The sequence below is a fragment of the Pedobacter sp. genome (assembly GCF_041662865.1).
Lineage (GTDB): Bacteria > Bacteroidota > Bacteroidia > Sphingobacteriales > Sphingobacteriaceae > Pedobacter.
On record NZ_JBAZRL010000043.1, the window covers coordinates 14,629 to 29,577 of the forward strand.

At 33.7% G+C, this 14,949-nt stretch carries 14 protein-coding genes and 1 pseudogene; 4 read left to right on the forward strand and 11 right to left on the reverse strand.

Annotated features, from left to right (window positions below):
* The first annotated feature begins 47 nt into the window (after positions 1–47).
* Positions 48–1,049 carry a tRNA (adenosine(37)-N6)-threonylcarbamoyltransferase complex transferase subunit TsaD gene (gene tsaD / locus WC622_RS13045; protein WP_372820139.1) on the forward strand — a complete coding sequence of 334 codons (1,002 nt, stop codon included), beginning with the start codon at positions 48–50 and terminating at the stop codon, positions 1,047–1,049.
* A 10-nt stretch (positions 1,050–1,059) separates the two neighbouring features.
* Complete coding sequence (locus WC622_RS13050; protein WP_372820140.1) at positions 1,060–1,275, forward strand: hypothetical protein; 216 nt, start codon at positions 1,060–1,062, stop codon at positions 1,273–1,275.
* Positions 1,276–1,331: 56 nt separating this feature from the next.
* Here the strand turns inward: WC622_RS13050 and recA are convergent, their stop codons facing one another.
* From recA to WC622_RS13070, 4 genes are all read right to left on the reverse strand, one after another.
* On the reverse strand, positions 1,332–2,345 hold the full coding sequence (gene recA, locus WC622_RS13055) for a recombinase RecA (protein ID WP_372820151.1): 1,014 nt from the start codon (positions 2,343–2,345) through the stop codon (positions 1,332–1,334).
* A gap of 148 nt (positions 2,346–2,493) precedes the next feature.
* Complete coding sequence (gene nth, locus WC622_RS13060; RefSeq protein ID WP_372820141.1) at positions 2,494–3,138, reverse strand: endonuclease III; 645 nt, start codon at positions 3,136–3,138, stop codon at positions 2,494–2,496.
* Positions 3,139–3,272: 134 nt separating this feature from the next.
* Positions 3,273–3,464 carry a hypothetical protein gene (locus tag WC622_RS13065; protein ID WP_372820142.1) on the reverse strand — a complete coding sequence of 64 codons (192 nt, stop codon included), beginning with the start codon at positions 3,462–3,464 and terminating at the stop codon, positions 3,273–3,275.
* A 218-nt stretch (positions 3,465–3,682) separates the two neighbouring features.
* On the reverse strand, positions 3,683–4,273 hold the full coding sequence (locus WC622_RS13070; protein WP_173273854.1) for an RNA polymerase sigma factor: 591 nt from the start codon (positions 4,271–4,273) through the stop codon (positions 3,683–3,685).
* A 264-nt stretch (positions 4,274–4,537) separates the two neighbouring features.
* Here WC622_RS13070 and uvrA point away from each other — a divergent pair, with 264 nt between their 5' ends.
* A complete protein-coding gene (gene uvrA / locus WC622_RS13075) occupies positions 4,538–7,339 on the forward strand; it encodes an excinuclease ABC subunit UvrA (protein ID WP_372820143.1) in 2,802 nt (933 codons plus the stop codon).
* A 14-nt stretch (positions 7,340–7,353) separates the two neighbouring features.
* Positions 7,354–8,010 carry a LysE family transporter gene (locus tag WC622_RS13080; RefSeq protein WP_372820144.1) on the forward strand — a complete coding sequence of 219 codons (657 nt, stop codon included), beginning with the start codon at positions 7,354–7,356 and terminating at the stop codon, positions 8,008–8,010.
* 380 nt (positions 8,011–8,390) lie between these two features.
* Here the strand turns inward: WC622_RS13080 and WC622_RS13085 are convergent, their stop codons facing one another.
* The 7 genes and pseudogenes from WC622_RS13085 to WC622_RS13115 form a co-directional block, all read right to left on the reverse strand.
* On the reverse strand, positions 8,391–8,987 hold the full coding sequence (locus WC622_RS13085; protein ID WP_372820145.1) for a YdeI family protein: 597 nt from the start codon (positions 8,985–8,987) through the stop codon (positions 8,391–8,393).
* 6 nt (positions 8,988–8,993) lie between these two features.
* Positions 8,994–10,034 (reverse strand): DUF2157 domain-containing protein, encoded by a 1,041-nt coding sequence (locus WC622_RS13090; RefSeq protein WP_372820146.1) that lies wholly within the window; start codon positions 10,032–10,034, stop codon positions 8,994–8,996.
* 149 nt (positions 10,035–10,183) lie between these two features.
* Entirely contained in the window at positions 10,184–12,397 is a 2,214-nt protein-coding gene (locus WC622_RS13095) for a cation:proton antiporter (RefSeq protein WP_372820147.1), read from the reverse strand.
* 50 nt (positions 12,398–12,447) lie between these two features.
* The gene (locus tag WC622_RS13100; protein WP_372820148.1) at positions 12,448–12,813 is read right to left on the reverse strand and encodes a hypothetical protein; all 366 of its coding nucleotides are present in this window, start codon (positions 12,811–12,813) and stop codon (positions 12,448–12,450) included.
* Positions 12,814–12,863: 50 nt separating this feature from the next.
* The gene (locus WC622_RS13105) at positions 12,864–13,823 is read right to left on the reverse strand and encodes a bifunctional riboflavin kinase/FAD synthetase (protein ID WP_372820149.1); all 960 of its coding nucleotides are present in this window, start codon (positions 13,821–13,823) and stop codon (positions 12,864–12,866) included.
* Between the two features lie 10 nt (positions 13,824–13,833).
* Positions 13,834–14,694, reverse strand: a complete 861-nt coding sequence (locus WC622_RS13110) for a YitT family protein (protein WP_372820150.1) — start codon at positions 14,692–14,694, stop codon at positions 13,834–13,836.
* A 10-nt stretch (positions 14,695–14,704) separates the two neighbouring features.
* Positions 14,705–14,949, reverse strand: a pseudogene (locus WC622_RS13115) (tRNA pseudouridine(55) synthase); the annotation flags it as partial.

Sequence of the window (14,949 nt, forward strand, 5' to 3'; positions counted from 1 at the left end):
TATTTTTAATAGTTTTTTAATAATTTTGTAGCTTAATAATAATAAACGTGTCTATAATACTTGCCATTGAATCTTCTTGTGATGAAACATCAGTTGCCGTATGTAACAACGGCAAAATTACTGCCAATGTTATTGCAAACCAAACAATTCATGAAAATTATGGAGGGGTAATACCAGAATTAGCATCAAGAGTTCATCAACAAAATATAGTGCCTGCTGTTCAACAAGCTTTGTCAATCGCTAAAGTTAACAAAAATGAGTTAAATGGCGTTGCTTTTACGCAAGGTCCTGGCCTATTAGGTTCTTTGTTAGTAGGGGTGTCATTTGCCAAATCATTTGCCTTAGCTTTAAATTTGCCATTAATTTCGGTAAACCATATGCAGGCGCATATATTGGCCCATTTTATAGATGAACCAAAACCGAAATTTCCATTTTTGTGTTTGACAGTTTCCGGAGGGCATACACAAATTGTATTGGTAAAAGATTATTTTGACATGGAAATTATAGGCGAAACCTTAGATGATGCAGCAGGTGAAGCATTTGATAAAACAGCCAAAATTTTAAACTTGCCTTATCCAGGAGGGCCATTAATTGATAAGCATGCTCAACAAGGGAATCCATTAGCATTTAAATTTCCAGAGCCACAAATACAAGGACTAAATTATAGTTTTAGTGGATTTAAAACTGCAATTTTGTATTTTATAAGAGACAGACAAAAAGAAAATCCTTTGTTTGTAGAAGAAAATTTAGCAGATATTTGCGCATCTGTTCAGTATAGCATTATAAATATATTGTTGAACAAATTGAAAAAGGCTGCTAAAGAATACAATATTAAAGAAATTGCTATTGCAGGAGGTGTTTCAGCAAACTCGGGATTGAGAAATACATTATCTGAAATGAAAGATAGTTTAGGTTGGAACGTATATATTCCAGCTTTTCAATATTGTACAGATAATGCAGGGATGATTGCTATTGCTGGGTATCAAAAATTTTTAACTGGCGATTTTGTAGAACAAGATGTTTCGCCAATGGCGAGAATGAATTTTTAATTAAAACAACATGGGGACAACAAGTTATATCTTTTTTGGTTTATTGCTAATTCCATTAATCATTTTTTTAATCTGGGCGATTAAGCAGGATAAAAAGAAAAATTATTTAGGATTATTCTTTTTGGTGCTGGGTGTAATCATTGCTATTTATACCATTCTTAGGTTAGATAAAGATTTTATGAAGAATAACACACAAGTTGCTCCAAAAGCATCGAGCTTTAAATAAATAAAAAAGGGGAATTGAAAATTCTCCTTTTTTATTTATGATGATTAGTTTTAAGATTATACTTTCTCCTCTAACTTTTCACCAGTTACTTCAGCTCTAATTTTTGCTTCAATTTCATCAGATAATTCTGGATTATCTAACAGTAATTGTTTAACTGCATCTCTTCCTTGTCCAAGTTTAGTTTCTCCGTAAGAGAACCAAGACCCAGCTTTTTTAATGATATTGAAATCTACACCTAAATCAATAATTTCTCCTGTTTTAGAAATACCCTCGCCAAACATAATGTCAAATTCAGCTATACGGAAAGGTGGTGCAACTTTATTTTTAACGATTTTTACTTTCACTCTATTTCCAGAAACCTCATCCGAATCTTTAATTTGTGAAGTTCTACGAATATCTAAACGTACTGAAGCATAAAATTTTAAGGCGTTACCACCAGTTGTGGTTTCTGGGTTACCGAACATCACTCCAATTTTTTCACGTAATTGATTGATGAAAATACAGCAACATCCAGTTTTAGAAATTGTTCCGGTTAACTTACGTAGCGCCTGACTCATTAAACGAGCTTGTAAACCCATTCTGCTATCACCCATTTCACCTTCAATCTCTGCTTTTGGTACTAATGCTGCAACCGAGTCGATTACAATTACATCAATCGCACCAGAACGGATTAAATTGTCTGCAATTTCTAATGCTTGTTCACCATTATCTGGTTGTGAAATTAAAAGGTTGTCTACATCTACACCTAACTTCTTAGCATAACCTTTATCAAACGCATGCTCTGCATCAATAAATGCTGCAATACCGCCTTTTTTCTGCGCTTCAGCAATAATATGCGTAGCCAAAGTAGTTTTACCAGATGATTCTGGTCCGTATATTTCTATCACACGACCTTTGGGAACGCCACCAATGCCTAAGGCAATGTCTAAACTAATAGAGCCTGTAGAAATCGAATCGATTGCTTCTACGGCCGCATCGCCTAATTTCATAACGGACCCTTTACCGTATGATTTTTCTAATTTATCTAAGGTTAATTGTAGTGCTTTTAATTTTTCTGCGTTTGGGTTCATTTTCGTCATTCTCTAAGTAAATAATATATATGTATCGGCTAATAATCTAATTTTGTAATACTAATAACTTTAGCAAACATATTAATTTAAATTTGATTTATGCAAATAATATTTAAAATATTTTAATATAATTATCAACATGGCTAATTTATTTAGTTTTAAAGGTCTTTTCGAAATATTTGCAAAAATGTGTTATTTCACAAATGCTACATTTCGGACTTCTAGCTACACAAACATAGCGCCCGTGTAAGATTAGCCAATGGTGCGCCATTGCAATGGTGTGTTCTGGTAAATGTTTTACTAAATCTTTTTCTACAGCTAAAGGAGTTTTGCCATTTGTTAAACCAATTCTATTAGCAACTCTAAATACATGGGTATCAACCGCCATTGCAGGTGCATCATAAATTACAGAAGCAATTACATTAGCAGTTTTGCGACCTACGCCTGGCATTTTTTGCAATTGATCGATATCCGATGGTACTTCGTTATTAAATTCATTGACCAACATATTTGCCATGCCTACTAAATGTTTGGCTTTATTGTTTGGATAGCTTACACTTCTAATGTAATCGAAAACGAGATCTGGTGTGGTTTCTGCAAGTGCTTTTGCATTTGGAAAACGTTGAAAAAGGGCAGGAGTAACCTGATTTATCCTTTTATCGGTGCATTGTGCTGATAAAATAACGGCAACCAATAATTGATAGGGATTATTGTAATGTAATTCTGTTTCAGCGTTAGGTTGTTTGGCAGAAAAATGAGAAACAAAAAGCTGATACCGTTCTTTTTTAAGCATGAACAAATATAGGTATCGGGCAGAAAGTATCAAGTGGACAAAAAAAAGTAATAAGAAATTATCGAGAAATAACTACTACGTAATTAAAAGAAAAAGCCACTAACTCAAAGTTAGTGGCTTTTTCTTTTTGTAAATTACTTCTTTTTACTGTAAGCTAAAATCCTATTAATGATTTCATCTGATGGATTTTTAACCAGCTCATTCAATTTGGATTTAATACTGTTGTAAAACAGCTCATCCTGTTGATCAGCTTCATCTGCAACTTTTTCCACAAGTTGGGTGTTAAGGGAATTTACAATGTTGGTTGAAGTAGAGGTTTTTGTCATACGCAATTAAGCAATTAGGAATATAATTAAGTTTTTAAATCTAAACGCAATTGCATGCATATTATTTTACAAGCGGATTAAATTATTTGCGAATTCCAAATTATATTTCATTAAATGGTTTTTTGAGCATGAATTCGTGTTATTTACTTAGCCACAGAATAATAGATTATTTAATGTCTATTAATCTGTGGCTTTTATAACGAATAACTCTATGGAATTTATAAACCTCTCTGTGAGGTTACTTCTTTAACGTTCATCATTTTACGCAGATTGCTTAGCGCATAACGCATTCTGCCCAAAGCGGTATTGATGCTTACATCTGTTAAATCGGCAATTTCTTTAAAGCTTAAGTCTGCGTAATGGCGCATAATTAATACTTCTTTTTGTTCATCAGGTAAAAGATGAATCATTGCTCTTAAATCTGCATGAGTTTGCTCACGTAACATTCTATCTTCCGTGCTTTCTTCAAGAATTTGCAAAAGATTAAGTACATCCGTGCCATCAGCGCTGGTAATTACTGGTGCACGTTTCTCGCGACGGAAATAATCGATTACTAAATTATGCGCAATACGCATCACCCATGGTAAAAATTTACCCTCTTCATTATATCTGCCACTACGTAAGGTATTAATTACCTTAATAAAAGCGTCTTGAAAAATATCTTCGGCTAGGTATTGGTCTTTTACCAATAAATAAATAGATGTGTATATTTTGGATTTATGTCTGCGAAGTAACTCTTCTAAAACAGATTCTTCTCCGTTAAGATATAACTTCACCAAATCCTGATCACTGTGCTGTTGTAATTTCATAGGAGTGCGTAACTAAAACTCTTCTCTTTTTATTAAAAATTAAAATAAATAAGTAGCTTTTTAATCTATAGCTTTTCTCCTGTTTTAAGATGGTGGTTTCTAACTTGTGTGAGTTATAATTCCAAAAGACGGATTTTTTTTTGATAATCCAACAATAAATATGTTAAAAAATGTAAAATTTTATAAAACCCATCTTATTTTTGGTATGGCTGAAACCAAAATTGTAATTTTGAACTATATTAGCCATATTCTAGAAAGCGGTACATGAGCAAGGAAATAGAGAAAGATCCACATAAAAATATCATCATAAAAGGGGCAAGAGTTCACAATCTTAAAAACATTGATGTTGCCATTCCTAAAAACAAATTAGTTGTAATTACTGGTATGTCTGGCTCGGGCAAATCATCTTTAGCTTTTGATACGTTATATGCAGAAGGCCAAAGACGATATGTAGAAAGTTTATCATCTTATGCTCGCCAGTTTATGGGCAGAATGAATAAACCAGATGTAGATTATATTAAAGGCATTGCACCTGCTATCGCGATAGAACAAAAAGTAATCACTTCTAATCCACGTTCTACTGTAGGCACATCAACAGAAATTTACGATTACTTAAAACTGCTTTTCTCTAGAATTGGAATTACCTATTCGCCAATTTCTGGTTCGGTAGTTAAAAAAGATACAGTTACCACAGTTGTAGATTTTATTATAGGCTTAGGAGATGATGCAGTTGCAACTATTTTCTGCCCGTTGCATCCACATAATAACCGTTCTGTTAAAGAAGAATTAGCGGTATTGCTGCAAAAAGGTTTCTTACGAGTTTACTTCAAGAGTAAAATTGCAAAAATTGAAGATTTATTAGAAGATGCCTCGATTAAAGATGTTGAATTAACAGATTCTGAAACCATCCGAATTTTAATAGATAGGATTGTTGTAAATGAAGAAGAAGAAACTTTAAGTCGCATAGCGGATTCTGTGCAAACTGCATTTTTTGAAGGCAAAGGCGATTGCTTTGTAGAACATGAAGGAAAGCAAACTTTCTTTTGTGATCGTTTTGAATTAGATGGCGTTAAGTTTGAAGAGCCAACCCCTAATTTCTTCAGCTTTAATAATCCGTATGGTGCGTGTAAACGTTGCGAGGGTTATGGAAATGTAATTGGTATTGATGAAGATTTAGTAATCCCTGATAAGAGTAAAAGCTTATACGATAATGCAATTGCACCTTGGCGTGGTGAAAAAATGGGCGAGTGGTTAAAGAGATTTATCAAAAATGCGGATAAATTCGATTTCCCAATTCATCGCTCGTATAGCGAATTAACAGAAAAACAACAACGATTAATCTGGTCTGGTAATAAATATTTTGCTGGTTTAGATGAGTTCTTTAAAGAGTTAGAAGAGCAAACGTATAAAATACAGTACCGAGTAATGCTTTCGCGTTATCGCGGAAAAACAGTTTGTCCAGATTGTAAGGGAACACGTTTACGCAAGGACGCATCGTATGTGAAAATTAATGGGAAATCTATTTTAGATATGGTTTTAATGCCATTATCAACAATACTTCCGTTTTTTGAAAAATTAGAATTATCGGAAACTGAAGTTAAAATTTCTAAACGCTTATTGGCTGAAGTTACCAGTCGTGTTTTATACTTAAATAACGTTGGTTTAGGCTATTTAACTTTAAATCGTTTATCAAATACACTTTCTGGTGGCGAAAGTCAGCGGATTAACTTGGCAACATCTTTAGGGAGTAGTTTGGTTGGTTCTGTTTATGTATTAGACGAACCAAGTATTGGCTTGCATCCTCGAGATACACATAAATTGATTGAAGTTCTAGAATCACTAAGAAATGTTGGTAATACCGTTTTGGTAGTAGAACACGAAGAAGAAATGATGAAAGCTGCGGATCACATTATTGATATTGGTCCAGAAGCAGGAACACATGGTGGAAATTTGGTTTTTAGTGGTACTTATAATGAAATCATCAAAGATAAAAACTCATTAACTGGTCGTTATTTAGCAGGTAAAGAAGAAATTTCAGTTCCTGCAAAACGCCGTGAGTGGAAAGATCATATTCTCATCAAAGGAGCTAGAGAAAATAACTTAAAAAACATCAATGTGAAATTCCCGTTAGGAGTTTTTACATGTGTAAGTGGAGTTTCTGGTTCTGGGAAAACGAGTTTGGTGAAGAAAATTTTATATCCTGCTTTGCAGAAAGCGATTGGTAATTATGCTGGCGAGCAAACTGGTTCTTACGATGGTATTTTTGGTAATATCGATTTGGTGAGCTCCGTTGAAATGGTCGATCAAAATCCGATTGGACGTTCTTCACGGTCAAATCCAGTAACCTATGTAAAGGCTTGGGATGATATTAGAGCTTTATTTTCGGCCTTACCAGCTGCAAAAGCTGGTGGATTAAAACCTGCAGCATTTTCTTTTAATGTAGAAGGTGGACGTTGTGATACTTGCCAGGGTGAGGGTGAAGTGAAAATAGAAATGCAGTTTATGGCAGATATTTATTTGCCTTGCGAAACTTGTAGTGGAAGAAGATTTAAACAACAAGTTTTAGATATTACCTATCAGGATAAAAATGTAGCTGATATTTTAGATTTAACTATTGAGCAAGCGGTGGATTTCTTTGCTAAAGAACCAAAAATCTTACATAAATTAAATCCTTTGGTAGATGTAGGTTTGGGCTATGTGCATTTGGGTCAATCATCTAATACATTAAGTGGTGGCGAGGCGCAACGTATTAAGCTGGCTTCTTTTTTAATTAAAGGAAATAATGCACAAAAAACAGTGTTTATTTTTGATGAACCTACCACTGGCCTCCATTTTCATGATATTAAAAAGCTGTTAAAAGCCTTAAATACATTGATAGAACAGGGAAACACAATTTTGGTGATTGAACACAATATGGATATGATTAAGTGTGCGGATTGGGTAATAGATATTGGTCCGGAAGGTGGTGATAAAGGTGGGCATGTAGTGTTTGAAGGGAAACCTGAAGATTTGCAAAATGCTAAAGGTTCTTACACAGGTCAATTTTTAAAAGCACATTTGAAATAGTATCTTAGCAAACTATGCTCTTCCTCACCTTACTAATAGGCATTGTATTAAATGCCATGGGTTATATCCCTCCGGGAAATATTAATCTTACTGTGGCGCAGTTGACCATTAATAAAGGCATGCGTCAAGCATTGTATTTTATACTTTCATTTTCTTGTGTAGAAGTGTTTTTTACCTTCGGCATGATGCGTTTTGCTCGTTGGGTATCAAGCGATGTTAATCTAGATGCTAATATTAGTGAAGTCAGAATAGGGACTTATGTAGACTTATTTATGATTTTGCTCTTTATTGTAATGGGCACAATTACTTGGGTTAATAGAAAAAAAGTTCCAAAAACAAGGAGCGAAGATAACAGAAGTAGAAAGGGTAGTGTATTTTATGGGATGTTATTGGGTGTTTTAAATCCTGTGCAGATTCCTTTTTGGTTGTTTTTTGGCAATTATGTAATTCTTCATGAATGGATTCGTACGGATTATTTATCGTTAGTAATATTTAGTTTGGGTTCGGGTATGGGTTCGGCTTTGGCATTATATGGGTATGCTCACTTTGCTAAATATATTCAAGAGAAATTTGCATTGAGTAGCCATTTAATTAATCGCTCTATTGCGTTATTTTTGTTTGCACTTGCCTTGTATCTTATTATTAAACAGACCTTGGTTTATTTCGGATAAGGTTTTCTTAAAGTGACCGTCTTTGCGAGGAGAGTAAAGACGTTGCAATCTTTCTCTTTTATTTCGTTTTGTCATCCTGAGTTTATCGAAGGATCCTTTATTATTTTATTAGTACGCAGTCGATGAAGATTTCTTTCGCAAAGACGAGTCTGTTAACCGTATAAGAAACAATTTACAATGCATCAAAAACAGATAAAGATTACTCATCTTCATGTTTTTTTGTAAAAAATACAGTTGACAATAATTCTTTGTCGGTTGACAATTCAAAAAATACAGCTGACAATTAGTTTTGTACTATTTCATTGCTCCTTTTATAAATTGTAATAGAATACTATGTATGGTAATGGTTCATATATGTGTTTCAATTTTATCATAGCGATTTAGCGTTGATACTTCCAGTTTAATGATTTTCCTTCAGTTAGCCATTCAATTGTTGTCGCTATACGTTTTATTCTGGTGGCTTCGGCTTTAGCAGTTGTTATCCATTCTAAATATTCTCTACGGTGTGATGGACTAAAGCTTTCGAACTGTTGTTTCGCTTTTAGGTTTTCATTCAATACACTTGCAAAGTCTGCTGGCATTGCAATTTCTGCCTTTGGCGTAACTAGCTTTTTAACTTTTGTGCCTTCTTCATTCAACTTTAATGCTTCTAAAATATATTCTGTAAGAATTTTAGTTTCAGGAATATCTTCCATTTTTTCAACTCTGCCCATAGTACCCATCGCATCTTTTTCGAAAATTTGATAGGGATCTTTCATTAAGGAAGCCTTCCAAAACCCAAATGCGCAATGTGCTTTAAAACTTGCCATCGAACAAACAGTGCCTTTATAATCGAAATGAGGGAAACCCCATTTAATGGTTTCGTTAATTAAAGGAGAGGCTTGATGGATTATATTTCTTAAATGTGTTAAGATTGGTTGTGCAAATGGTGCAGCTTTTGCGATGTAATCATCTACACGTTCATCGTATTGTTTCATTTTGTTCTATTTCTTTGTAAACTCAACATTCCATATTTTTTCTGCTTTGCGGCCAATTAGCCAAAATGAAATAGCTAATACAGAAAAAAATAATGCTTTATGCCAACTATCCCAAAAGTACTCGAAATAGCGTGTATATAAATTTATGAATAAAAATGTAATGCCAAATTCTCGAGCAACTTCATCGTGGTATTTTAAACCAACAAAAATGCTAATCGCACAAACAATTGCAGAAATTATAGCCCAATAAAACAAGCTAATTTGTTTTACGGCATACCAACTTTCTAAAGTATCATAATTGCCAAAAACAGAAAGTAGCCAAAGGGATATAAAAAGATAAGCCATACCACAAACGTATGTAGTTGGGAAAAAATGCTGGAGATTTTTTTTCTGCTTTAATAAAAACGAAGCCACAGTAAGGAGTAAACCGAATAATACAAAGCGTAATGGATAGTTTAAGCCTATAAAGTAACCACTCCAACGCGATAAATAACCTGTTTCTGTTCCAAACCATGCACCAAAAGAGAGTAATGTAAATACCCAAATTAGTCTCGATTTAAACAAGTAAGCCAAACCTGCATAAATTACTACCGACAGTAATATTAAAATAGAAAAGTGGTTGCTGGCATTATTTAATGATTTTCCGAAGTAAGCAATAGCATTGGCAGTAAGCATTACAGCAGTAAAAACAAGAGCTTCGTTGCTAAAAACCTTTTGAGGCTTAGTTCTTTTTCTCTTAAAGCCTAGTATAAATAAACCAATTGCGGCTAAAGCCGAGAACAAACTAATTAGACTATTTGGTGTATTGTATAGCTTTTGAATATAATTGAGCAGGGTCTTATCTATTAGTAAGGCTCCTAAAGAAATAACACCACAAGCCATAGCCACCCAAAATGAATATTGAGCTAGCCTACGCCAATCGAATACTTTGGCTTCGTAACTTTGACGTAATTTATTTGCGGTAGCCTCATTAAGTAAGTTTTCTTCTTCCCAATACTTAATTATTTCTTCCAAAAACTCGCCTTTTTCTTGGTCTATTTTCTTCATCTTTTACTAAGATAAATTTTTTGCTGTATAAACTTCGTTTCTATACTCGTCATTCCCAACTCGATTGGGAATCTCAATGCAATTTAAAGTTTTCACATTACGATTCCCGTTTTCACGGTAATGACGAGTAAAGGTGGAACAAGATGCTTTTACTTCAACAAATCTGGAATGCGTTTGTTATTTCCTACAATCCAAACGATGTCCCCATTCTCAAATGTCAAATTAGAATCTGGGTTTAAAATACGCTGACCGTCGCGTTCAATACCAACTACTAAACCCTGCGTTTGTTCTCTAATGCCAGAATTTCTAATCGTTTGTCCAAAAACTGGAGATTTACTGTTAATGACAATTTTTTGCAAGGACATATCTTGCATAGGGATAGAAATTAAAGTTTCATCTACAATTCCATCAAATAATGGTTTTATGTTTGCTAATTGATCATCGGTTCCAATAACTAATAATTTATCGTAAGGATATAAACGTTCATCTCGACTTGGCGTAGAAATGTTGATTTTTCCTCTTTCAATCATGGCTATGTTTACGCCATATTGCTCTCTAATTTTTAAGTCGACTAACGTTTTTCCTACTAGTTCAGATTCTGGCGCTACAGTAATCTCGGTTAAGTGCGTATCCCAAGGTAAAATATCAGGCGTTCTATTTTCTCTAGCATTTAAGTTTAACATAAATCTAGTTTCCAATTTATTATAAAACGATTGCAGCTTCCTGGAGAAGATAATCATAACTAATATAACAAGTGCCAATGCTATTCCTGCCGCTATCCACGTATCAAAAAATTCATACATCAAAAACCCGACAAAGAAAATCCCTAATAAAATTCTAAAAACTTCAATAGCAATTAAAGGTCCTCGTGTATACTTTTTATTGAGCCATAAGTGTGAATAAGCAGTTCGTTGTATTCTTCTGATGGATAACGCCCATAAAAAAGGAGACATTAAACTAAAAGAAATAATTATACTAATAACAGTTGCATTAGAGCCTACGTCTAATTGATTTGCTATAAAAGGATTTAAAAATCTTGCTGTCAATAAAATAATAGAAATAATAATCACAGCGTGGATTATGGTATTAAATATATATGATCTAAGTAAAATTTTCCAATCACTCAGGGTGGTTATGCCTTCGGTACTAGAACTGTATCTCTCAATTCCATTTAACCATCTTTGAGGTAATCTTTTAGTTAAAAAGTTATAAAATGGTTCTGATAGTTTGATTAAATAGGGTGTTGTAAATGTGGTAATTGCTGCTGCGGCTACTGCGATAGGGTATAGAAATTCGCTAGTTACTTTTAGACTTACACCCAACGTAGCAATGATAAAAGAAAATTCCCCAATTTGAGCTAAACTCATACCAGCTTGTACTGAAGTTTTAAGCGGCTGACCTGCTAATAGTGCACCTAAAACGGTAAAGAGAATTTTGCCGAAAATGATAACTAACGTAATTAAAAATATAGGCATTGCATATTCGATCAGTATACTTGGGTTGATTAACATACCTACAGATACAAAAAATACAGCTGCAAATAAATCTTTAACAGACTTCGTTAAATGCTCTATACGTTCTGCCTGTGTAGTTTCTGCAAGTATAGAACCCATGATAAATGCACCCAATGCAGGAGAAAAACCAGCTTTATTTGCCAATAAAACCATCACTAAGCACAAGGCTAATGATACGACCAGCATGGTTTCGTCGTTCATCAGTTTTTTGGTGGCTTTTAAAAATGTTGGCACTAAAAATATCCCACCTAAAAACCACAACACCAAGAAGAAACTTAGTTTTAGGATTGATTTAATCATTTCTGGACCAGCAGATTGTTGACTTACTGCCATTGTAGAAAAAAGTACCAGTAATAAAATGGCAACTAAATCTTCCACTATCAATACACCAAATACTAAACCAGCGAATTTTTTATGTTTGATTCCGAGTTCTTCAAAGGCTTTAATAGTAATCATGGTGGAGGAGATGGAAATAATTCCTCCTAGGAAAATACTATCCATGTTATTCCATCCCATGGCTATACCAATAAGATAACCAGCAAGGATGATGAAAAGTACTTTAACGATGGCAGTAATTGATGCGGAGCCGCCAACTTTTACTAATTTTTTGAAACTGAATTCGAGTCCGAGACTAAACAATAAGAAGATTACACCAATTTCGCCCCAAATGGTAATGCTTTTAGAGTCGCTTACGGTTGGGATAATGTTAATATGTGGGCCAACCAATAATCCTGCTAGGATATAGCCTAGTACTAAGGGTTGTTTAATTTTTTTAAATAGAAGTGTAGTTACTCCAGCTGCGGCAAGAATAAGGCCTAAATCGGCAATTAATACAGGTAAGTGAATCATAAAGTATATTTTTTTGATGAATAATTTTAATGCTGGTTAAGCAAAAAGAACTACCAAAAAGTATGCTTCGGAAATAGACAATTAAAAATAAATTGATAACTATAATTGACTTTACCTTTAAATTTCTTTATCGATTGAACTGGTGAAAATACAAGAGTAAGATAGCCATTGATAAAGCCAATTGCATTACCCAGAGTAGGATGTTGTATGGCTTGGTGAATGCGATTTAGATGCTCAGAATATGGCTCTTTTTGTAAAGAATTGTGTTCCTTTTTAGATAACTCACTCACTTTATCTAAAATGAGATTGGATTGCTTATTTGACTTTTGAACGGTTGCGCTAATTTTATTATCTAGTGCGTTGGCAGCAGATAAATAAAAACAAGACAATAGTAAAAAAGCAATAAAAACCCTCATTGCTTTAAATATAGCAAAAATAATCGGTTTTTGAATGTATTAAGGCACTATTATAAACTTGGATTTTGTTTAAAGAAGGCTAAAGTATCTTCCTTATCTTGATGTAATTGGAGGGTTAATGCTTCTAAACCTGTAAATTTTACATCGTGACGTAAGAATTTTAAGAAATTCATTTTAATGGTTTGGCCGTAAATCTCGCGATTGAAATCGAAAATATTTACTTCTATATTACGGGTCATTCCGTTAATAGTTGGGCGTTGTCCGATATAAGCCATGCCTTTATACGTTATGCGATTGTCACTTTTTTCCTCAATCATTTCAACGGTTACCGCATAAATTCCATCACTTGGAATAAGTTTATAGGGTTCTTCTACAAAAATATTAGCAGTAGGAAATCCGATTGTTCTGCCAATTTTATCTCCTTTAATTACCGGTCCATTGATAGAAAAGTGATATCCTAAATAGGTTTCAGCTAAAGCAACATCTCCATCTAAAAGTGCTGTACGAATTTTGGTTGAACTTACTGCTACATCGTTAATATCTTGCTCAGGTATTTCTTCAATAGTATAATTGTATAATGCTGCACATTCCTCTAACTCTTTCATACCACCTTTTCTATCCTTACCAAAACGATGGTCATAACCTACAATAATTTGTTTTGTACCAATGGTGTCAACCAAAATATTTTTAATGTATTCTGTTGCGCTTAGGTTAGAGAAATCTCGTGTAAACGGGGTTATAATTAAATGATCAACACCAAGGTCTGCTAAAATCTCCGCTTTTTCTTTAATGGTGTTGATTAGTTTTAAATCCTGGTTTTCAGGATCAATAATCATCCGTGGATGCGGAAAAAAAGTTAAGATTACACTTTCACCACCAGAAGATTTAGCCAATTCGCAAAGGCGTTTTATAATTTTCTGATGTCCATAATGAACGCCATCAAATGTGCCAATGGTAACAATTGCATTATCTAATTTTTTAAATTCAGAAAGTTGGTTATATATATTCAAAACGTATTTTTTAATGTAAAGCTTGGCGTTTAACCACACCGCCCTTAAGGTCTGCTATTTGTTGTTGTACTACAAAAGCATCAGGATCAATTTGTCTAATTTCAGATTGTAATTTGCTCATTTCGAGCTTAGTTACCACCGTATAAATAATATCAATGTCTTTCTTTTCTAAATAACCACCTTCACCTTTGTATACGGTAACGCCTCTCTTCATATTATTGATAATGAAGTGTTTGATGTCGTCATTTTTTTCTGATATGATAGTTACACCTGTATAAGCTTCTAATCCGTTTACAATGAAATCTACTGTATTAGAGGCAGATAAATAAGTTAAAATAGCATATAAAGCTGTTTCGATATTTAAAAAATAGGCAGCGAATGCAAAAATAATAATGTTTAGGATGAGGATAATATTTCCTACCGTTAACATGCTATTTCTACTAATGTATAATGCTAAAACCTCTGTTCCATCAATTACGCAACCACCTCTCATAGCTAATCCAATCCCACCACCTAAAAAAAAGCCGCCAAAAAATGCAATTAATAACTTATCGTGAGTAATCGGATTAAAAGGTAAAACTACTAAAGCGATGGAAAGAAGCGCAATTGCAATTGTAGTTTTTATAGCAAATCCTTTTCCTATTTGTTTGTATCCCATTAAAATGAATGGAATATTTATGATGATAATCAAGTAAGATAAATTCCAACCAGTTAGCGCTCTTACTAATAGAGAAATACCAGTTACACCTCCATCTATAAAATGACTTGGCAATAAAAAACTTTTTAGCCCAAAGCAAGCGGATACTACACCGCAAATAATTAAAGCTCCTTCTTTTAAAAATCGAGTATTTTTATTTTTGATGTTTTCCATAAACGCTTAGTTAGGATTCTGTTTCCTGTTTATTTTCTTCCCTCTTATTACGAAGATACTGAACCAAATCTGCTACTTCAAATGCATTTTTTAATAAGAAGTTGCCGCTACGAGTACGGGTAAGTTTTGATAAATAAGCCGCATTATTCAATTGTTTTCCAAAATCAGAAACTAAAGAGCGAATGTATGTTCCTTTGCTACACACAATTCTGAAATCTACTTCTGGCAAAGCAATTCTAGTAATTTCAAACGCAT